This window comes from Acinetobacter sp. FDAARGOS_558 (genome assembly GCF_003937785.1).
GTDB classification, from domain to species: Bacteria; Pseudomonadota; Gammaproteobacteria; order Pseudomonadales; family Moraxellaceae; genus Acinetobacter; species Acinetobacter baumannii.
In genome coordinates this window covers 4,075,638-4,095,007 of the sequence record NZ_RKJH01000001.1, presented here as the reverse complement: position 1 = coordinate 4,095,007, position 19,370 = coordinate 4,075,638, and the positions used below count along the sequence as shown (strand labels likewise).

The window sequence follows — 19,370 nt, the reverse complement described above, 5'->3', positions numbered from 1 at the left end:
AGCCAACTTTTCCAAGTAGGACACGTCCATTTGCTTCACTTATTATTTATCTGTTTCGCAGAATTAATACCTTTAAAACTGCTCACATGTTTCTACTTTAATCTATGTTTTAATCTTCTGTCTATTATTAAGCTCATCTATTTACACTTAAATGTGGCAATTATTGATTACAATGTAAACACATGCACAATAAAGTGGCTTAAATTTTTCTAAAAACTGTTTTTAGCAAAAGTAACTTTTATCCCAAAAATAAAAGATCAAATTTATTAGTAGCTTATACTTAAGTTGAATAAACAGTAATAAATATTAAATTAAGCATCAAAATAATATACATAAATGTTTTATTAAAAATCATTTATAAAATTGATAGTAATATTTTTTAAGTATCTTTAAAGTTAAAAAATAAAAAAGCCCCGATTTTATCGGAGCTTTTTAAAAACTAAAATTTAAATTCCTCGCCAATCAACGCGTGCATTACGTTCAGTTTGATATATTCTTAAAACGTACTGTCCAAGCGGCAAATCAAGTAAATATTTCTGATAATTACTCCAATCGGGCGATACTTCCCCATCTTCTTCCCTTTCCCATGGTGTACCTTTTATTTCTAATAAAGGTGCAAGCATAGAACATACTGAAATATCAGCGAGGCTTAAGCGGTCACCAACCATATAACGTGCTTGGTTTTCAATTAAATAGTGGTTTAACTCATTAATAAGTTCATCCATGCGTCCTTTTGACTGACTTACGAGCTCTTCTTCAAGCTTATAGTTCTTCTTGACTAGAGTCTTGAGAAACGGTTTTGATATTTTCTCAAACTGTCGTAAGTAGCCTTGTTCGCCCATCATAATCTCTAGAGCATGATCACCTTGAGCTAAAGTATGAGCAAGTGCCCAACGACGTACATGCACCCCAAGTTCATCTGCCAAACTATCAATTTTAAGAGTTTGCTGTCTAAGTTGTTCATCACGGCGTAAAAGTGCATGTTCCGGATAAGTATCATCCAGATAAAGCGCAATTTTAGTCGACTCAGCAATCCAGCGATGGTCATCTTTTAAAATCGGCAACAAATTTTGACCTGTTTTAAGTTGTGCAAAAGCACGGTGAAATCCAGGAATCAAATTATGTGCAACGTAATCAAGTTCTTTATGGTCTAACAACCAGCGAGCTTTTTCACAATAATGAGACAAAGGAAACTGATACAAAACCCGCATAAAATCTCCACGTTTATTTTTATTTGACTATTCGTACAAAAATCGTCTTCGGTAAGTAGATACTTTAGAAGCTATTTTTAATGAAAACAATGGATATTGTGCTCATTTTTCACTGACAGTTAGGTCTATATTTTTTATATCTTTTTTTACCGTACTTATAGCTGTTTTTCATATTAAAGTCCTTTTAGTTATTCATTTTACAAATAAAAATTATAATTTATTGATTTTTAATATATTTCTATATCTCTATTTATATATTAAAAATCAAAAAAAGTGCTTTGCATTTTTATTCATAAGCTGAGCATAAGTCCTCGTTTAGTGGAAAAATATTTCTTTTGTAAGGTAATGACAGTAATACAAGGTGTCATTATGTCTAATTCTCTATCTAAAACGACGGCATACGTCCAAGTCATTCAAAATGATCAACAAGCGATTAATGCTGCTTATCAAGTGGCTGATTTTGCTTTAGAGGGTCGTAATACACGTGATCAACAACGCTTATTACCGCATGAGCAAATCGAAAGCTTTAGCCAAAAAGGCTTAGGCGGAATTCGTATTGCAAAAAAATACGGCGGTGCTTTTGTTTCCAATAAAACACTGGCACAAGTTTTCCGTATTTTAAGTAAAGGTGATGCAAATGTTGGTCAGATTCCACAAAATCAGATTAGTCTGTTAAACCTGATTGAAATCATGGGTACAGAACAACAAAAACAATTTATCTTTTCAGAAATATTAGCCGGTAAACGTCTTGCCAACGGCGGTCCCGAACGAAATACCCATGACTCAAAAACCTTAAAAACCACGCTTACTATTGAAAACGGCAAATATTTTTTAAACGGCGAAAAGTTTTATTCGACGGGAACAAGTTTTGCGCATTGGCTCGCAATTAAAGCGATTCATCCTGAAGGTCATGTGGTTTTAGTCATTGTGAATCGAGATGCTCAAGGCATTGAAATTATTAATGACTGGAATGGGTTTGGTCAGCGTACTACAGCCAGTGGTACGGTTAAATTAAATCAAGTTGAAATTAATCCTGAACTTATTTTTGATGAGCGATTATTAACACAAGTTCCAACCTATCGCGGTGCGTATTCGCAGTTATTACAAGTGGCAATTGATGTGGGTATTGCGGAAGCTGCTTTTGAAGATACTTTATCGACCATACACAAAGCGCGCCCAATTATTGATGCAAATGTTGAAAAAGCCAGCTTTGAACATTACACCCTACAAGAGGTGGGTAAGTTAAATATTTTACTCGACGCAGCAATTTTACTGCTTGATGAAGCTGCTGGATATTTAGATGAACTTGATCAACTTCAAACGGTGACTGACGAACAAGTAGCAAAAGCTTCAATTTTGGTCGCAGAAGCAAAAGTCTATGCCAATGATGCTGCCCTACAAATCTCTGAAAAACTACTAGAGCTAGGCGGTAGCCGCTCAAGCTTAAGCCAACATAATTTAGATCAACATTGGCGAAATGCCCGTGTACATACCTTACACGACCCTGTTCGCTGGAAATTACATGCCATTGGCAATTATTACCTTAATGGTCATTTCCCTGCCCGCCATGCCTGGATTTAAGGAGCAATTGTCATGACTTCATATCAATCGGTTCAAACCAAACAAACATCGGCATCAGGCCAAGCACATATTATTCAAAATGATGCAGAAGCATTAGAAATTGCCGAACAATTTGCCGAACAATTTAAAAAAAACGCAGTTGAGCGAGACGCTAAGCGAATTTTACCGTATACCGAAATTGATGCATTAAGCCAGTCTGGGCTTTGGGCAATTACAGTGCCAAAGCAATATGGCGGTGCCGAAGTTTCAAGTCATACCGTTGCTCAAGTAATTGCACTTTTAAGTGGTGCAGACGGTTCAATCGGACAAATTCCACAAAACCACTTCTATGCATTAGAAGTGTTACGCAATACAGGTACAGAAACTCAGAAAAAACGCTTATACGGCGAAGTGTTAAATGGTACTCGCTTTGGTAATGCTCTGGCTGAGTTTAAAACTAAAACTTCAACCCATAAACAAACTAACATTCGTCCACATGAAAATGGCTATCTTATTCAGGGTGAAAAGTTTTACTGCACAGGAAGTCTATTTGCTCACCGTATTCCTACCTTAGTTTTAGACGATGCAGGACGTGAGTATCTGGCATTTGTAAAAAGTGGTTCACAAGGATTAAAACTTGTAGATGACTGGTCTGGTTTTGGGCAAAAAACCACAGGCAGCGGTACAGTTAAATTTGATCAAGTTTTTGTCGATGCAGATGATGTTATTCCTTTTGATACTGCATTTTTACAACCAACCTTAGTCGGACCTTTTGCCCAAATCATGCATGCATCGATTGAGGTAGGCATTGCACGTGCAGCCTTTGAAGAAAGCTTGCAAAGAGTGCATCAAGCTCGCCCCTGGATTGATTCAAATGTAGAAACTGCAAACCAAGATCCTTTAACGATTTATGAACTAGGACGCATTGCGGTAGATGTACGAGCTAGTGAAGTTTTATTAAAACAAGCTGCTCAATCAATTGATGCCGCAAAAATTGAAACTACACCTGAAAGTATTGCTAAAGCATCCATCGATGTTGCCAAAGTACGTGCTCATAGTACCGATATCGCACTCAAAGCATCGTCTAAGCTGATTGAACTTGCTGGTAGCCGTGGTAGTCAGTCTCAAGATGGCCTAGACCGTTTCTGGCGTAATGCCCGTGTACATACCTTACATGATGCCGCACGATGGAAATATTACTTTATTGGGAACTACGTTCTTAACGGTGTGCTTCCACCTCGTCGGGGGACATTGTAATGGCAGATTTCAAAGCAAAAGAGATTTTATTAAACGCCTTTGACATGAACTGTGTTGGGCATATCAATCATGGCTTATGGACACATCCACGTGATGAATCACACCGCTTTAATGAACTGAGCTATTGGACAGAACAGGCCAAAACTTTAGAAAATGGTTTATTTGATGGTTTGTTTATAGCTGATATTACCGGTGTGTATGACGTCTATCAAAACGGTATAGATCTCACTTTAAAAGAGTCCATTCAGCTTCCGAGCCATGACCCGTCTACACTCATTTCAGCAATGGCGGCAGTCACTCAAAACTTAAGTTTTGGGGTCACTGTGAACTTAAGCTATGAACATCCATATCAATTTGCTCGCCGCTTTGCGAGTCTTGACCATTTAACTCAAGGTCGTATTGGCTGGAATATTGTTACAGGTTATCTAGATAGTGCCGAACGCTTAATTGGTCAAAAGGGTTTAAAAGACCACGATGCCCGCTATGAGCAAGCCGAAGAGTTTTTAGAACTTTGCTACAAATATTGGGAAGGTTCTTGGGAAAACGACGCAGTTAAAAAAGATAAAGCACGGCGTGTTTTTACAGATCCATCTAAGGTGCATACCATTCACCACCATGGAAAGTATTACCAGAGTGAAGGTGTGTTTCAGGTATCTCCTTCTGTGCAACGCACTCCAACCCTATTTCAAGCAGGTGCTTCACCTAAAGGTATGCAGTTTGCAACACGTCATGCTGAATGTGTATTTATTGGGGGGGATAAACCCGAAAAGATACGCGAACAAGTGAAAAAGATTCGTACTCTTGCCGAACAGCAAGGACGCTCAGCGAATGATATTAAAGTGTTTGTCGGCATAACTGTTGTTGTGGCCGAAACACATGATCTGGCTGTACAAAAACTTAATGAATATCGTCAGTATGCAAGTCCTGAAGCAGGCTTAGCGCATTATGCGAGTTCAACAGGCATTGACTTAAGTAAGTTTGCTGACGATGAAGCGATTCCTTACCAAAAAAGTAACAGTATTGTTTCAATTACTGAAAAGTTTAAAGAACAGCAAATCACAAAAAATGACTTAAAAGCTCAACATGTTTTAGGCGGTCGCTATCCCCTTATCGTGGGTAGTGGCGAAGAAGTTGCCGAATACTTAATTCATCTTTTAGATGAAACTGATATTGATGGCTTTAATTTGACACGTACTGTTGCACCTGAGTCTCACCATGACTTTATACGCTTGGTCATTCCAGAGCTACAACAACGTGGTCGCTATAAAACTGCATATAAAACGGGTTCACTACGGAACAAAATTTTTAATCGGGGTGATCAATTACCAGAACAACACCCTGTTCAAGCATTCCGATGTAGTCCCTATAACAACAGCAAAAACTTAACAAAAATTGAAGAAATAACCGCTTAAATTTGGAGATAGACATGGCTCAAACAGCCTCTAAAAAATGGCTAGGCATAGGCTTAGTCGTTGTAGTCCTTTTTGTTGCTTTGTTCTTATGGAATAAACATCGTCAAAGTGGCTCAAATGAACTTGTGATTGGCATTAGTCCACCATTTGCAAAACCTTTACAAGCTGCTGCCGATGAAGCAAAGAAACAAGGTTTAAATGTAAAACTGGTCGAATTTTCTGACTGGAATACCCCAAATATTACTTTAAATCATGGGGATATTGATGCGAACTTTTTCCAGCATCAACCTTTCTTAGATAATGCAATTAAAGAAACTGGCTTTAAATTAAAAGCATTTGCAGTAGGTGCAGCATCACATGTGGGACTTTATTCAAAGAAATATAAAAGCCTTGATGAATTGCCACAAAACGCACGTGTAGTCATTCCAAATGATCCGGTGAACCAAGGTCGTGCCCTACTTCTTTTACAACAAGCTAAGTTAATTACGCTTAAAGATTCAAACAATCATTTATCTGCACTCAAAGATGTTGTTTCAAACCCTAAAAATTTGCAATTTATTGAGGTTGAAGGACCACAGACTGCTCGTGCAATTGATGATGTTGACTTGGCTTTTGGCTATCCACATTACTTGCGCTTAGCAAAAACAGCTGACCCTAATAGTGCGCTTTTACTGGATGACAATACCAATAAACGTTATGCGATTTTGTTTGTAGTGCGTGAAGACTATGAGGATAAGGGCGACAAATTAAAGAAATTTGTTGAGATCTATCAAAACTCACCAAAAGTTAAAGCTGTGTTAGATGCTGAAATTGGGCCAAAACTTTGGTTCCCTGGCTGGAAGTAATAACGGAAAGATTATGACGATTCAGTTCAAACAGCATAAGCCTTGGTTACTCGGAATTACGATTTTAATCGTAGTTCTGGGCCTTGTCGGTTACCGTTATATTAAAAATAAACAAGCCGACGATGTTTTAACGATTGGCATTAGCCCGCCTTATGCTGAGCTATTACAAAGCGTTGCCAATGAAGTAGAAAAGCAAGGCGTTCATGTCAAACTCGTTGAATTTTCTGATTGGCGAGCACCCAATGTTGCCGTACAAAACGGTGATATTGATGCAAACTTTTTCCAGCAAAGCGTATTTCTACGTAATGCTGTTAAAGAAACGGGTTATGACTTACATGCATTTGGTGTGGGTTCAGGAAGTCATGTGGGTTTATATTCAAAAAAATATAAATCACTTGAAGATTTACCTTTAAATGCACGTGTTGCCATTCCAAATGATCCGGTTAATTTAGCCCGTGCTTTAATTTTATTGCATCGTGCTGGCTTAATTCAGCTTAAAGATATTAATAATGAACTTTCAACTACTCAAGACATTATAGCTAATCCTAAACAACTGAGCTTTGTTGAAGTTGAAGGCCCACAGACAGCACATGCCTATAACGATGTCGATTTAATTTTCGGCTTCCCCCACTACTTAAAAATGGCAAAGGTAACCGACCCACATAGCGCATTATTTTTAGATCCAATCGATAAAAAATATGCAATTTTGTTTGTGACCCGTCGCGATTACCAAGACAAAAACCAAAAACTTGCAACCTTTGTTAAAGCATTCCAGAACTCAAAACAAGCACAAGATATTCTGGATAAAGACTTTGGTAAAGGTATGTGGTTTCAAGGCTGGAAATAAGGAGAATGACGATGGTGAGTTTTGGATCACAAGTTGATTTTTCTCTACCCCACATCAAAATTCGTGGTTTAAATAAGTTTTACCAATCTCAAGGTCAAAACCTGCATGCTTTAAAGGAGATTAACCTTGATATTCCTCAAGGTAAGATTTTAGGCATTATTGGTAAAAGTGGTGCAGGAAAATCTTCCCTACTCCGCACGTTAAATGGCTTAGAACAAGTGAATACAGGCAGTATTCATATTCATCAACAAAACATTGCTGAATTGAGCCATGCTGAACTCATTCAAACTCGCCAACGAATTGGAATGATTTTTCAACATTTCAATTTAATGTCTGCAAAAACGGTTTGGGAAAATGTGGCATTGCCTTTAAAAGTTTCCAATTACAACAAAGCAGATATAGACCAACGTGTAAATGAGGTTCTAGCTCTCGTAGGTCTTGCAGATAAGTCTGGCTACTACCCATCGCAACTTTCAGGTGGACAAAAGCAACGTGTTGGTATTGCACGCGCACTTGTTCACCATCCAGAAATTTTACTGTGTGACGAGGCAACCTCGGCACTTGATCCTGAAAGTACTGCCACTATTTTGGCTTTGCTTAAAAAGATTAATCAGGAGCTGGGTCTCACCATTGTATTAATTACTCATGAAATGCAAGTGATTCGAGAAATTTGTGATCAAGTCGTGGTGATTGACCAAGGTGAGATTGTAGAGGCTGGGCAAGTTTGGTCGGTATTTTCACGACCAGAGCAACAAATTACTCAAGAACTATTAAACCTTGAGCAGATCACTCTGCCTTTTAAAATCAACCCTCTACCCGATGAAGATTCGACTCATATTATTGTAAAACTGAAATATGAGGCTGAAGCACATCAGGTTCCAGATATCCAAGAACTACTTGCCAGATTCAAAGCACCAGTCAATTTATATCAAAGTCAGGTCGATATCATTCAAGGGCACATTATTGGTTCACTTTTAGTTGGTATTCCTAACGTAGAAATTGATCTTTCATCTATACAACAAGATGCATTAACAGCAATTGCACAATTTGAGGTACTTGGCTATGCAAGACCAGCTCATTGATTTATTAATTACTGGAACTGTAGATACCTTGCTCATGGTAGGCGCATCTGCATTCATTGCCTTTTTAATTGGCTTACCTATCGCTGTTATTTTAGTGAGTACTTCTGAGCATGGCATTCATCCGTCACAAAAAATTAATCAGGCTTTAGGTTGGGTCATCAACATTACTCGTTCTGTGCCCTTTCTTATTTTAATGGTTGCACTTATTCCGCTTACTCGCTGGATTGTAGGTACAAGTTATGGCGTTTGGGCAGCCGTTGTTCCATTGACGATTGCGGCAATTCCCTTCTTTGCTCGTATTGCAGAAGTTAGCTTACGTGAAGTCGATCAAGGCTTAATTGAAGCTGCACAAGCCATGGGTTGTAACCGTAAACAAATTATCTGGCATGTACTTTTACCAGAAGCTTTGCCGGGTATTGTGGCAGGCTTTACAGTGACTATTGTGACAATGATTAACTCATCTGCGATTGCTGGTGCTATTGGTGCAGGTGGCTTAGGAGACATTGCTTATCGATATGGTTATCAACGTTTTGATATGCAAATTATGTTGGCTGTTATTTTAGTATTGATTGTTTTAGTCATGTTAGTACAAGCGACTGGTGATGCATTAGCCCAGCAACTCGATAAACGTAAAGTTTAAACACAACAGAACCCTGCTCTAGCCATGACTTTGTCATGGCTTTCATGTAAAATCAGCCACAATTTTTAATTTACACATTTGTGAGTGGTTTTCATGGGTTTTAATTGCGGTATTGTTGGTCTGCCAAATGTAGGGAAATCTACCCTTTTCAATGCATTAACTAAAGCAGCGATTGCAGCGGAAAACTTCCCGTTCTGTACCATTGAGCCAAACACAGGTATTGTTCCTGTTCCAGATCCACGTTTAGATAAACTTGCTGCAATTGTTAACCCTCAGCGTGTTTTGCCGACCACTATGGAATTTGTGGACATTGCAGGTCTTGTTGCTGGTGCATCAAAAGGCGAAGGTTTGGGTAACCAGTTCCTTGCTAATATTCGTGAAACTGATGCAATTGCTCATGTGGTACGTTGTTTCGAAGACGAAAACGTCATCCACGTAAATGGTAAAATTGATCCATTAGATGACATTGCAACTATCAATACTGAACTTGCACTTGCAGACCTTGAGACTGTTGCTAAAGCAATTTTACGTTTAACTAAAGTTGCTAAAGGCGGTGACAAAGAAGCTGTAGCAACTAAAGCAGTTTTAGAGAAAATCCAACCGTTACTTGACGAAGGTAAACCAGCTCGCGCGGCTGATTTGTCTGATGACGAACGCAAATTAATTCGTGGTTTTGGTTTAATGACTTTGAAACCAACCATGTACATTGCAAACGTTGCAGAAGATGGTTTTGAAAACAACCCACATTTAGAAGCTGTTAAAAAACTTGCTGCCGAAGAAAATGCAATTGTTGTGCCGCTTTGCAACCAAATCGAAGCTGAAATTTCATTATTAGAAGATGAAGATCGTGCTGAATTCCTAGAAGCAATGGGCATGGAAGAACCGGGCTTAAACGTAGTTATTCGTGCAGGCTATAAACTTTTAGGCTTACAAACTTATTTCACTGCTGGTGTACAAGAAGTTCGTGCATGGACAGTAAAAGTTGGTGCAACGGCTCCTCAAGCAGCTGGTGTTATCCATACTGATTTCGAAAAAGGCTTTATCCGTGCTGAAGTTGTTGCATATGATGACTTCGTACAATACAACGGTGAAAACGGCGCTAAAGAAGCAGGTAAATGGCGTTTAGAAGGTAAAACTTACGTTGTTCAAGACGGCGATGTAATGCACTTCCGTTTTAACGTTTAAGTTAAAGCTTAAAAAAGCCCCACTAGATTGGGGCTTTTTTATATTTAATGGCTTAAATCCATCATCTCTCGTTTACTGCGCGCCTCTTGTAAAATTCGCTCATGTAAAGGCCTTCTAAAGCCTAACATAAATATAAATTCTGCCAATACAAATAACGGTCCTATCGCGAGTCCAATCACATCATCAACAAAAGCAGGTTTTTTCTTTTCAAAATAATGCCCCACAAACTGAAAAGCCCATCCCACAACAAAGAAACCAATACTTGCAGCCAACCATTGTCCTAAAGAAAGTTCGGCAATTTGGCTCGCTAGTGGATACACAGCAACCAATATCATGAGCATGAGTAAACCAAAAACTTTATCTAGAAATAAATAATAGATCGTACTAGCTGCAATCAGTACCATAGCTAAAGTAACTTTAAAATTACCAATATCGATTCCTGCCCTCGCTGTTAAACATAAAATTGAAAACACGATGAGTGGAATGCCTATAAAATGCGTCAAAATATTTTGATGATTTAAATGATAAGCCGCATATTGGCTCAGTTTCTGCTCCAGATTTGACATGAGTTATTCCCTATTCACTTAACTATAGTCATACTGTACAAATAAGGAAAATTTAAAGTTGTCAGCTAATTGACAAAGTAATGAATTTTTTCATGGATGACCGAATATTGGACCTAATTTATATTACCCGATTAAAAGAAAACACATGGTTTAGTGTGCTTCCGGAAGCATTCCAAAAGTTTATTTTAGAACATGGCAAGCAAATCACCTTTGAGAAAAATAGCTACGTTTTCCACGCTCAAGATGAGTTTGATGGTATTTATACCGTCCTTGAAGGCTCAATTAGCTTAGGTTATGTCGATGTAAATGGTAATGAAGCACTTTCTGCAATTGCTGAGCCGATTATGTGGTTCGGTGAAATATCTTTAATTGATCATGAGCCACGGTCACACGACGCGATTGCTTTGAAAAAAAGTATAGTTCTGCATATTCCTGCAAAACCATTAAATGAGCTACTAAAAGAACATCCATATTATTGGTATTATTTTGCACGTTTAACTAGCCAAAAACTCAGGTACGTTTTCTTAGAACAGATTGCGATACAAACACGCAGTATTTCTCAAAGGCTGGCACAACGTCTTCTGTTCATTTTAGAAGGATACGGTAACCATATTCTTATTCAAGATCATCACATTCAGATTTCTCAAGAGCAATTAGCCAACATGCTGACTACATCTAGGCAGACGATCAACCATGAATTGAGCCTACTTGAAAAACAGAATATTATTAAAATTGCTTTTAGAAAAATTGAGATTTTAGATATTGAAAAACTAAAAGTAATTGCTCAAGTTCATTCATAATTGTAAGAAACGCTGCTATATAATAAAAACTTAAAATTAAATTAAAAAATTAGATAACACTGCAAATCAAAACATTGTTCAAACTCTATTTCCACAAAATAAATGTTTTAAAGCAGAATTTTTCACCTTACACTCAAGCTGAGCAATAATACTCAACAAGGCGCTGATTAACATGAAAAAATTATCAACAATTCTTACAGCAGGCGTATTGGCTATGTTAAGTGTTTCGGCATTTGCATGTCCAAAAGGAACTCAACTACAAGGCGGTACTGGACCAAATCACAAAGGTGGAAAATGTGTAGCGGTACATGGAAAAGCTACAGCTCAAAAAGTAAAGAAAGAGGCAACTAAAACTAAACAGGAAGTTAAAAAAGACTTAACCATGCAAAAGCATGATGCAATGACCAGTGCGACTCATGCACAACATGAATCACATCAAATGACTCACCAAATGAAGCAAGATGCTGTAAAAACTGCCAACACAGCTAAAGCTGCAACAAAACCGTAATTATCATTCACCCATTATCGTTTAAAGCAAAAAAGCGAGATTGATCATCTCGCTTTTTTATATGTATAGGCTTTATTTAGGAGATGTGTTTCCTAAATTCGGATTTTCAATCGCTTCCTTACACTGTTGTTTATCGTGCTCATAATCTGCCTGTTTTTGAGCAACCGAACTATTATTTTCAAGCGTTTCGCGCGCCCATACATCTAGACTCGTTAAAGCTTTACGGCAAAGCGCATATTTTCCTTCAGTGACCGAATCTGTCATTTTTACATTAATACGCCAGTCTGTACTGAGCTGACGTAGTGGTTTACGAACATTATCATTAATTTGACTGAGCTGTTTTTCATAAACTAAATGATCAACAGTATTGATTAATGTCCATGCCTTTTTTGCATAAACTGTCGCATCATTCGTTAATTTCGGCGCTGGTTTAATTTCTACTTTTTTATCTGAGCTCTGATTGCCATTATCACAACCTTGCAATATAAATACGCTCGCACTCAGGATGGCGATATAAACTAAACGAGTCTTTGATTTGAACATATCAAACTGCCGAATTAAACATTTCGGCACTATGCTATTAAATTCGGCTACAATACTCAATCTTTCAAGTTTTTATAATTGGTTTACTGCCAAGGTGTATTGTGTCAAATCAACAACAGATGGCTGCTCAAACAGCAACTTTTTGGCAAGGTGCCAAAGATAGTCAAGCCATCGTTCTCACCTACTTACCAGTTTCTTTTGCCTTTGGCGTTTCTGCATCTCAATTTGGTTTTAGCCCATGGGAAGCATTTTTTCTTTCTTGTTCCATGTATGCAGGGGCAAGCCAATTTTTAGTGGTCGCACTTTTAGCAAGTGGTTCTTCTATATGGTTAACCGCCTTAACAGTCATTGCACTTGATATACGACATGTACTTTATGGGCCTGCTCTTTATAATTTAATTCCCACTAAATTAAATTTAAAGAAGACAGCCGTTTGGGCTTGGGGTTTAACGGACGAAGTTTTTGCCAGTGGTATGATCCAACTTTCACAGCGCAGACAACAATGGTCCGAGTCTTGGATGTTGGGCTTAAGTCTATTTAGCTGGATGTCTTGGGCAAGTGGTTCATTATTAGGCGGGTTATTTGCAGATCAAGTCGCACACCTTCCAAAGTTTTTACAAGCAGCTTTAGATTTCTTATTACCTGCTTTATTTTTAAGTTTTTTATTAGCGGCATTTGAACGAAAGCATAGCCTTGTAGTTGCTGTATCGTTAGTGGTGTCAGCTTTGGCATGTTATTGCATTAACTTATCAGCGGCTATCTTTATTGGCATTCTTTCAGGCATTTTAGCAGGTCTATTTAAATATTATGTGCTGAAACAATTTGATGAGGTTGAAGGTTAATATGAACCTAGAAATTATTTTGGTCGGCATCATTGTGGGTATTGCTAATTTTGCTTCACGCTTCGGACCATTTTTCGTAATACAAAAACTACAGGGCAACCAACAAAGACGCGGCTCAATCTGGTTAAAAATCGCTTTAGGAAGTATTGGTATATCTGCGATTAGCGCCATGCTTGTGGTTGCAACCCTTCCACCTTTACTTGAAACCCCAAATAAGAGTTTAGCAATGCTTATCGGTTTTATGGTTCTAGCTGGTCTTTATTTTAAATTTAAGAAAATTGTTCCTGCCACCTTAACAGCCGCAATCGTTTATGGCCTTATCTATACTTATTTACCTTTATAAATAGATAAACTGATCAACCTTATATAATATATAAATGCTAGAAGTGATTAAGAATAATAACTTCTAGCATAAAAACTCATTTTTGAAATTTATTAGAAGATAAATCCATCTAGCGATTAGAGATAAAAATGTCACAAGTTAAAATTTATGCAAATGAACGAACCATTATTCAGTATCGCGAACTGCTCTCTCATGCGATCCATCAAGCACTTATTGAAGAATTGAAGTATCCCGTCGAGAAAAGATTTCAACGCTTCATTAGTCTTAAACCTGAGAATTTTATTTATCCATCTGACAGAAGCCAACATTACATTATCATCGAACTTTCAATGTTTGCAGGCCGCAGTCCAGCCACTAAAAAGCAACTTATTCAAACCTTATTTCGCAATATTGAAGAGCAATGCAAAATTGCACCTCAGGACATTGAAATTACCATTTTTGAAACACCTAAAGAAAATTGGGGCATCCGTGGTAAAAATGCAGATGAATTGCTTTTAAACTATCAGGTTAATATCTAAAAACTACTTTTTTAATTGTCCGACAAAATTACTTTTTTATGCATGATAAGGCTTAACTCCACCCTAAGTTCTGCTATGCTTAAAAAAATAATTTTGTCAGGATGATTCGCATGAGCGTGACACTCGGTACCCCACTTCAATCTTCTGCATTTAAAGTTTTATTGTTAGGTTCAGGAGAGCTTGGCAAAGAAGTTGTAATTTCCCTACAACGCCTTGGTGTAGAAGTACATGCAGCCGACCGTTATGATCATGCTCCAGCTATGCAAGTAGCACATTTTTCTTATGTGTTAAACATGGCAGATCCAGCCCAATTAAAACAACTCATTGAAAAAGTTAAACCAAATTTAATTGTTCCAGAAATTGAAGCGATTGCGACAGAAGTTTTACTGGAAATTGAAGCAAATAAAACTGCAACAGTCATCCCATCTGCTAAAGCTGTAAACCTGACCATGAACCGTGAAGGTATTCGCCGTCTTGCGGCTGAAGAACTTGGTTTACCTACATCTGCTTATCGTTTTGCTGATACGCTCGAAAGCTTCCGCGCTGCTTGTGATGACATTGGTTATCCAAACTTTGTAAAACCGGTCATGTCATCTTCAGGTAAAGGCCAGTCTCGTGTAAAAAGTTTCGATGAAGTCGATGCTGCTTGGGAATATGCGATGCAAGGTGGTCGTGTTAACCAAGGCACTGTTATTATCGAGTCTCAAATTGATTTTGACTTTGAAATTACACTCCTTACCGTTCGCGCTAAAAACCCTGAAACAGGTGAAATTGAAACTCACTACTGTGACCCAATTGGTCATCGCCAAGATGCAGGCGACTATGTCGAAAGCTGGCAACCACAACCCATGACTCCTGCAGCACTCGAGGAAGCCAAACGTATTGCAAATAAAGTGACTACAGCACTTGGTGGCTGTGGTATTTTTGGTGTAGAACTGTTTATTAAAGGCGACAAGGTTTGGTTTAGTGAGGTTTCACCTCGTCCACATGATACAGGCCTCGTCACTTTAGCATCTCAATTTCAAAGTGAATTTGAATTACATGCACGTGCAATTTTAGGCTTACCTGTAAATACAGCACGTCACAGTGTTGCCGCAAGTGCGGTAATTTATGCTGGAGTTGATGCTAACAATTTAAGTTATAGCAATCTGAATGTGGCTTTAGCTCATCCAGATACCGACTTACGTTTGTTTGGTAAACCAGAAGGCTTCAAACGTCGTCGTATGGGTGTGGCAACTGCTCGCGCTGAAAATACTGATCTTGCCCGTACTTTAGCGAAAGAAACCGCTGATCAAGTAAGCGTTCAAACTAACTCTTAATTTTTACTTATTGGTAGACCCATTTTCATGATCAATACATCGCCATTGCTGAACTATGTCTCAAGTCATCATGATATTAAAGCCATTAATCAGTGGCGAACGGATGTAGAAAAGCAATTGCAAGATTCATATGAAAATGGGCAATCTATTCGAGAAATCATTAAAGCTCGTTCAGATTTAGTAGATGAAGCGCTCGTCTTTTTATGGAAACATGCAGAACTTGACCAGTCAAAACTAGGTCTTTTTGCAGTAGGTGGTTACGGGCGCCGTGAAATGCTGCCCTATTCTGATGTAGATATCATGATTTTGTCTGAAGATGAAATCAGTGAAGAAAATGAAAAACGTATCTCTACATTTATTTCCTCTTTATGGGATGTAGGAAATTTCAAACCAGGTATTAGTGTTCGCACCATTCAAAGCTGTGTTGAACAAGCCGCTACCGATTTAACTGTTGCCACTACATTAATTGAAGCGCGTTTAATCACGGGCAATACGCAACTTGCGAAATGGCCTCGCCGTATTGTTTCACAGACATGGACAGACAAAACATTTTATGACGCAAAAATGGCTGAACAAGCCAAGCGTTATCACCAACACAATAATACCGAAAGTAATTTAGAACCTGACATTAAAAATGCACCGGGCGGTATTCGTGACATTAATCAAATTGGTTGGATTGCCAAACGCCACTTCCGTGTGAACCGTATCTATGACTTAGTGCATTTAGGTTTCATTTCAGAGTTTGAATTGGCTGTTTTAGAAGAAGCTGAAAGCTTTCTTTGGGAAATTCGACATCATTTACACCGTTTAGCCAAACGTGATGAAAACCGTTTACTCTTTGACCACCAAAGAGAAATTGCTGCTAAATTTGGTTACGTTCGTCAAGAAGGCCAACCTGTAAATTACGGCGTTGAGCAATTCATGAAACGCTATTACCGTACGGCGCAGCAGGTTTCAACACTCAATGAAATGTTGCTGGCGTATTTTAGTGAGTCTGTCATTACTCCTCGACTCCCCAACTATGAACGCAAAATTGAAGTTGTGAACGATCACTTTAAGATTGTCGACAATAAACTTGCAGTACAGCATCATAAAATTTTTGCAGAGCATCCAAGCGCGATTTTAGAGTTGTTCTATATTTTAGCCAATCGACCAGATATTGAAGGTATTCGCGCTCGTACTTTACGCTTACTTATTCTTGCTGCGAAACGAATTAACCAAAGTTATCGTGATAACCCAGAGCATCAAGCACTATTTATGTCGATTATTCGCTCACCATATCGACTATACGATACCTTGGTCGCGATGAAACGTTATGGTGTGTTAGGAAACTATATTCCTGCTTTTGGCCAAATTATGGGTCTTATGCAATATGACCTATTTCATATCTATACGGTCGATGCTCACACCTTATTATTGCTGCGTAATTTAAATCGTTTTAGAGAACCTGAATTTGCCAAAGAATTCCCTGTAGTAAGTTCGGTTTTCCAACGTCTTGCTCGTCAAGATATTGTCTTTATTGCTGCTTTATTCCACGACATCGCAAAAGGCCGTGGTGGTGACCATAGTGAACTTGGCGCAGAAGACGCGATTGAGTTTGGACGTGCACATGGCTTTACAGAGCGTGAATGCAAATTAATTGCATGGCTTATTCAAAACCATTTGCTCATGTCACTCACAGCTCAGAAAAAAGATATTTCTGATCCTGACGTCGTGAAAGATTTTGCAGAAAAACTTGGTGACATGGAGCATCTTGATTATCTCTACACTTTAACAGTTGCAGATATTAACGCCACAAATCCAAAACTTTGGAACACATGGCGCGCATCGCTTATGCGTCAACTTTATACGCATGCCCGTGATGTAATCCGTACAGGTTTAGGTCGTCCTGTTGACTACCAAATGTTAATTGAAGACACCAAATTTGCAGCAAGTGAATTACTGGTAAATAACTTTGCATTGGCTGATGTCGAAAAAGTATGGCAAGAACTTGGTGATGAATACTTCATTAAAGAGTCGGCAGATGAAATTGCATGGCATACACAAGCAATTTTAAAACATGGTGATAATCCAGAGCCATTAGTCCTCTTGCGTGCCCACCGTAAAGCAGCTCAAGATGCGGTGCAAATCTTTATTTATACACGTGACCAACCTAACCTATTTGCTACTACTGTTGCTGTTTTAGACCGAATGAACCTAGACGTTCAGGACGCAAAAATTATCACAGCAAGTACAGCATTTAGCTTAGACACTTATGTTGTACTCGATCGTTTCGGTACATTGCTTACCGACCCAGAACGTGAAGAAACCGTTAAAAATGCATTAGTGAAGGCGCTTAGCCAACCAGACCAATACCCAGGACTCATGCAACGCCGTATTCCGCGTCAATTACGTCACTTCGATATCGAAAATACAGTCGACGTAACATTAAATGAAGCCTTACAGCAAAATATGGTCGAAATTTCAACACTCGATCACCCTGGCCTACTTGCACGCGTGGGTGGTTTATTTATGATGCAAGGTTTAGACATCCATTCAGCCCGAATTGCAACTTTAGGTGAACGTGCCGAAGATATTTTCTTTGTCACCAAAAAAGATGGTAAACCGCTGAATAACGAAGAGGTCAAACTCTTCTCGGAAAAACTGAAAGCTGCATTAGATGAAGCATCTAATCAAATTTGTCAGCACTGAAACTCAACTACTTGGTAACTGTTTAATGAACTCTAGCTTGTCGTTATTACACCCGTATCCATTTGAAAAGTTAAACCAACTTTTTAAGGATACTACTCCTGCTAACCTTCCCTTGATTCCTCTATCAATTGGCGAACCGAAGCACCCAGCACCAGAGTTTGTTAAACAGGCTATTATTGATAACTTTAATCATCTATCCACTTATCCAAACAGCAAAGGCTTACCTGAGCTTCGCCAGAGTATTGCAGACTGGCTAACTAAACGCTTTAAACTTAACAGTATTAGCGCTGAAAACCACATTTTGCCAGTGTCTGGTACGCGTGAAGGAATTTTCTCTTTTGTTCAAGCATTAATTAACCGTGAAGATGCACCGTATGTGGTAATGCCGAACCCGTTTTATCAAATTTATGAAGGTGCTGCTTTACTCGCAGGTGCAAAGCCATACTTTATTAATTGCACAGAAGAAAATGGCTATTTAGGTGACTTTGATGCTGTGCCAGCAGAAGTTTGGGAAAAGACAGCCCTTCTTTTTGTATGTACACCGGGTAACCCAACAGGTACTGTGCTTTCTAAAGAACAATTTAAAAAGCTGATTGACTTATCTGATCAATATAATTTCGTTATTGCGTCTGATGAATGCTATTCAGAACTTTGGTTTGACCAAGCTCCTACGGGTTTATTAGAAGTATGTGCGGAACTTGGCCGTGATGACTACAAAAACTGTATCGTTTTTCATTCACTTTCAAAACGCTCAAATTTACCAGGTATGCGTTCAGGTTTTGTAGCGGGCGATGCTGCTTTATTAAAGCCATATTTGCAATACCGTACCTATCACGGCGCAGCAATGCCAGTACAACATCAGCTTGCCTCAATTGCAGCATGGAATGATGAAAGCCATGTTGAAGAAAACCGTAAGCAATATCGTGCAAAATTTGACTTATTTCAATCTGAGCTAGGTCATTTGCTTCCATTACAAAAACCAGATGCTGGTTTTTACTATTGGTTAAAAGTGGATAATGATGAAACTTTTGCCAAAATGCTGATGGAAAAAGCACATATTAAAGTCTTACCGGGCCGTTATTTATCTCGTGATACCGAACAAGGTAACCCTGGAGCTAACCATGTACGTATGGCGTTAGTGGCAGATTTAGCTCAATGTGAAGAAGTAGTTAAGCGTTTAAAAGCGATTTTGTAAGCCTCT

19 protein-coding genes are annotated in these 19,370 nt (G+C 38.5%); 16 read left to right on the top strand and 3 right to left on the bottom strand.

Translation table 11 applies throughout. The features are described from left to right. Positions 1-446: 446 nt before the first annotated feature. Entirely contained in the window at positions 447-1,211 is a 765-nt protein-coding gene (locus EGT34_RS19750) for a glutathione S-transferase family protein (protein ID WP_001265503.1), read from the bottom strand. A gap of 345 nt (positions 1,212-1,556) precedes the next feature. Here EGT34_RS19750 and EGT34_RS19745 point away from each other — a divergent pair, with 345 nt between their 5' ends. From EGT34_RS19745 to ychF, 8 genes are all read left to right on the top strand, one after another. Beyond that, the gene (locus EGT34_RS19745; RefSeq protein WP_086241967.1) at positions 1,557-2,792 is read left to right on the top strand and encodes an SfnB family sulfur acquisition oxidoreductase; all 1,236 of its coding nucleotides are present in this window, start codon (positions 1,557-1,559) and stop codon (positions 2,790-2,792) included. A gap of 12 nt (positions 2,793-2,804) precedes the next feature. Further along, entirely contained in the window at positions 2,805-4,028 is a 1,224-nt protein-coding gene (locus tag EGT34_RS19740; protein ID WP_000205187.1) for an SfnB family sulfur acquisition oxidoreductase, read from the top strand. Then, positions 4,028-5,440: an LLM class flavin-dependent oxidoreductase gene (locus EGT34_RS19735; RefSeq protein ID WP_000753085.1), complete on the top strand. Its 1,413-nt coding sequence runs from the start codon at positions 4,028-4,030 to the stop codon at positions 5,438-5,440. The genes EGT34_RS19740 and EGT34_RS19735 overlap by 1 nt, the downstream gene beginning before the upstream one ends. A 14-nt stretch (positions 5,441-5,454) precedes the next feature. Further along, positions 5,455-6,285 carry a MetQ/NlpA family ABC transporter substrate-binding protein gene (locus EGT34_RS19730; protein WP_000079417.1) on the top strand — a complete coding sequence of 277 codons (831 nt, stop codon included), beginning with the start codon at positions 5,455-5,457 and terminating at the stop codon, positions 6,283-6,285. A gap of 13 nt (positions 6,286-6,298) precedes the next feature. Beyond that, positions 6,299-7,132, top strand: coding sequence for a MetQ/NlpA family ABC transporter substrate-binding protein (locus tag EGT34_RS19725; protein ID WP_000155161.1), 834 nt, complete (start codon positions 6,299-6,301; stop codon positions 7,130-7,132). 5 nt (positions 7,133-7,137) lie between these two features. Beyond that, a complete protein-coding gene (locus EGT34_RS19720) occupies positions 7,138-8,214 on the top strand; it encodes a methionine ABC transporter ATP-binding protein (protein ID WP_086241966.1) in 1,077 nt (358 codons plus the stop codon). After that, on the top strand, positions 8,195-8,854 hold the full coding sequence (locus EGT34_RS19715) for a methionine ABC transporter permease (protein ID WP_001153960.1): 660 nt from the start codon (positions 8,195-8,197) through the stop codon (positions 8,852-8,854). Before EGT34_RS19720 ends, EGT34_RS19715 begins: the two co-directional genes overlap by 20 nt. A 93-nt stretch (positions 8,855-8,947) precedes the next feature. Beyond that, the gene (gene ychF, locus EGT34_RS19710; RefSeq protein ID WP_000506572.1) at positions 8,948-10,039 is read left to right on the top strand and encodes a redox-regulated ATPase YchF; all 1,092 of its coding nucleotides are present in this window, start codon (positions 8,948-8,950) and stop codon (positions 10,037-10,039) included. A gap of 44 nt (positions 10,040-10,083) precedes the next feature. Here the strand turns inward: ychF and EGT34_RS19705 are convergent, their stop codons facing one another. Next, positions 10,084-10,605, bottom strand: a complete 522-nt coding sequence (locus EGT34_RS19705) for a DUF962 domain-containing protein (protein ID WP_000067180.1) — start codon at positions 10,603-10,605, stop codon at positions 10,084-10,086. 92 nt (positions 10,606-10,697) lie between these two features. On the opposite strand from EGT34_RS19705, the gene EGT34_RS19700 reads away from it, so the two are divergent. Together EGT34_RS19700 and EGT34_RS19695 are read left to right on the top strand one after the other, a co-directional pair. After that, positions 10,698-11,405 (top strand): Crp/Fnr family transcriptional regulator, encoded by a 708-nt coding sequence (locus EGT34_RS19700; protein ID WP_000342700.1) that lies wholly within the window; start codon positions 10,698-10,700, stop codon positions 11,403-11,405. 172 nt (positions 11,406-11,577) lie between these two features. Next, a complete protein-coding gene (locus tag EGT34_RS19695; protein ID WP_000736702.1) occupies positions 11,578-11,913 on the top strand; it encodes a hypothetical protein in 336 nt (111 codons plus the stop codon). Between the two features lie 72 nt (positions 11,914-11,985). On the opposite strand, the gene EGT34_RS19690 is transcribed toward EGT34_RS19695, so the two are convergent. Beyond that, on the bottom strand, positions 11,986-12,456 hold the full coding sequence (locus EGT34_RS19690; RefSeq protein WP_000477055.1) for a hypothetical protein: 471 nt from the start codon (positions 12,454-12,456) through the stop codon (positions 11,986-11,988). Positions 12,457-12,575: 119 nt separating this feature from the next. Between EGT34_RS19690 and EGT34_RS19685 the strand changes: the two genes are divergently transcribed. The 6 genes from EGT34_RS19685 (at position 12,576) to dapC (ending at position 19,364) form a co-directional block, all read left to right on the top strand. Then, a complete protein-coding gene (locus tag EGT34_RS19685; protein ID WP_086241968.1) occupies positions 12,576-13,298 on the top strand; it encodes an AzlC family ABC transporter permease in 723 nt (240 codons plus the stop codon). A 1-nt stretch (position 13,299) separates the two neighbouring features. Beyond that, positions 13,300-13,641, top strand: coding sequence for an L-valine transporter subunit YgaH (ygaH, locus tag EGT34_RS19680; RefSeq protein ID WP_001047284.1), 342 nt, complete (start codon positions 13,300-13,302; stop codon positions 13,639-13,641). Between the two features lie 128 nt (positions 13,642-13,769). After that, positions 13,770-14,159, top strand: coding sequence for a tautomerase family protein (locus EGT34_RS19675; protein WP_000084509.1), 390 nt, complete (start codon positions 13,770-13,772; stop codon positions 14,157-14,159). A gap of 101 nt (positions 14,160-14,260) precedes the next feature. Beyond that, the gene (gene purT, locus EGT34_RS19670) at positions 14,261-15,478 is read left to right on the top strand and encodes a formate-dependent phosphoribosylglycinamide formyltransferase (RefSeq protein WP_085940543.1); all 1,218 of its coding nucleotides are present in this window, start codon (positions 14,261-14,263) and stop codon (positions 15,476-15,478) included. Between the two features lie 27 nt (positions 15,479-15,505). Then, on the top strand, positions 15,506-18,169 hold the full coding sequence (gene glnD / locus EGT34_RS19665; protein WP_000611178.1) for a [protein-PII] uridylyltransferase: 2,664 nt from the start codon (positions 15,506-15,508) through the stop codon (positions 18,167-18,169). A 25-nt stretch (positions 18,170-18,194) separates the two neighbouring features. Next, the gene (gene dapC, locus EGT34_RS19660; RefSeq protein ID WP_024437436.1) at positions 18,195-19,364 is read left to right on the top strand and encodes a succinyldiaminopimelate transaminase; all 1,170 of its coding nucleotides are present in this window, start codon (positions 18,195-18,197) and stop codon (positions 19,362-19,364) included. Positions 19,365-19,370 lie beyond the last annotated feature (6 nt).

Excerpts from the sequence above, each read along its gene's own strand:
- ygaH (WP_001047284.1), top strand. The coding sequence starts at position 13,300 with ATGAACCTAGAAATTATTTTGGTCGGCATCATTGTGGGTATTGCTAAT.
- EGT34_RS19730 (WP_000079417.1), top strand. The coding sequence starts at position 5,455 with ATGGCTCAAACAGCCTCTAAAAAATGGCTAGGCATAGGCTTAGTCGTT.
- EGT34_RS19750 (WP_001265503.1), bottom strand. The coding sequence starts at position 1,211 with ATGCGGGTTTTGTATCAGTTTCCTTTGTCTCATTATTGTGAAAAAGCT.
- ychF (WP_000506572.1), top strand. The coding sequence starts at position 8,948 with ATGGGTTTTAATTGCGGTATTGTTGGTCTGCCAAATGTAGGGAAATCT.
- dapC (WP_024437436.1), top strand. The coding sequence starts at position 18,195 with ATGAACTCTAGCTTGTCGTTATTACACCCGTATCCATTTGAAAAGTTA.
- EGT34_RS19695 (WP_000736702.1), top strand. The coding sequence starts at position 11,578 with ATGAAAAAATTATCAACAATTCTTACAGCAGGCGTATTGGCTATGTTA.
- EGT34_RS19735 (WP_000753085.1), top strand. The coding sequence starts at position 4,028 with ATGGCAGATTTCAAAGCAAAAGAGATTTTATTAAACGCCTTTGACATG.
- EGT34_RS19700 (WP_000342700.1), top strand. The coding sequence starts at position 10,698 with ATGGATGACCGAATATTGGACCTAATTTATATTACCCGATTAAAAGAA.
- EGT34_RS19715 (WP_001153960.1), top strand. The coding sequence starts at position 8,195 with ATGCAAGACCAGCTCATTGATTTATTAATTACTGGAACTGTAGATACC.
- EGT34_RS19720 (WP_086241966.1), top strand. The coding sequence starts at position 7,138 with ATGACGATGGTGAGTTTTGGATCACAAGTTGATTTTTCTCTACCCCAC.
- EGT34_RS19740 (WP_000205187.1), top strand. The coding sequence starts at position 2,805 with ATGACTTCATATCAATCGGTTCAAACCAAACAAACATCGGCATCAGGC.
- EGT34_RS19685 (WP_086241968.1), top strand. The coding sequence starts at position 12,576 with ATGGCTGCTCAAACAGCAACTTTTTGGCAAGGTGCCAAAGATAGTCAA.
- EGT34_RS19690 (WP_000477055.1), bottom strand. The coding sequence starts at position 12,456 with ATGTTCAAATCAAAGACTCGTTTAGTTTATATCGCCATCCTGAGTGCG.
- EGT34_RS19725 (WP_000155161.1), top strand. The coding sequence starts at position 6,299 with ATGACGATTCAGTTCAAACAGCATAAGCCTTGGTTACTCGGAATTACG.
- glnD (WP_000611178.1), top strand. The coding sequence starts at position 15,506 with ATGATCAATACATCGCCATTGCTGAACTATGTCTCAAGTCATCATGAT.
- purT (WP_085940543.1), top strand. The coding sequence starts at position 14,261 with ATGATTCGCATGAGCGTGACACTCGGTACCCCACTTCAATCTTCTGCA.
- EGT34_RS19675 (WP_000084509.1), top strand. The coding sequence starts at position 13,770 with ATGTCACAAGTTAAAATTTATGCAAATGAACGAACCATTATTCAGTAT.
- EGT34_RS19745 (WP_086241967.1), top strand. The coding sequence starts at position 1,557 with ATGACAGTAATACAAGGTGTCATTATGTCTAATTCTCTATCTAAAACG.
- EGT34_RS19705 (WP_000067180.1), bottom strand. The coding sequence starts at position 10,605 with ATGTCAAATCTGGAGCAGAAACTGAGCCAATATGCGGCTTATCATTTA.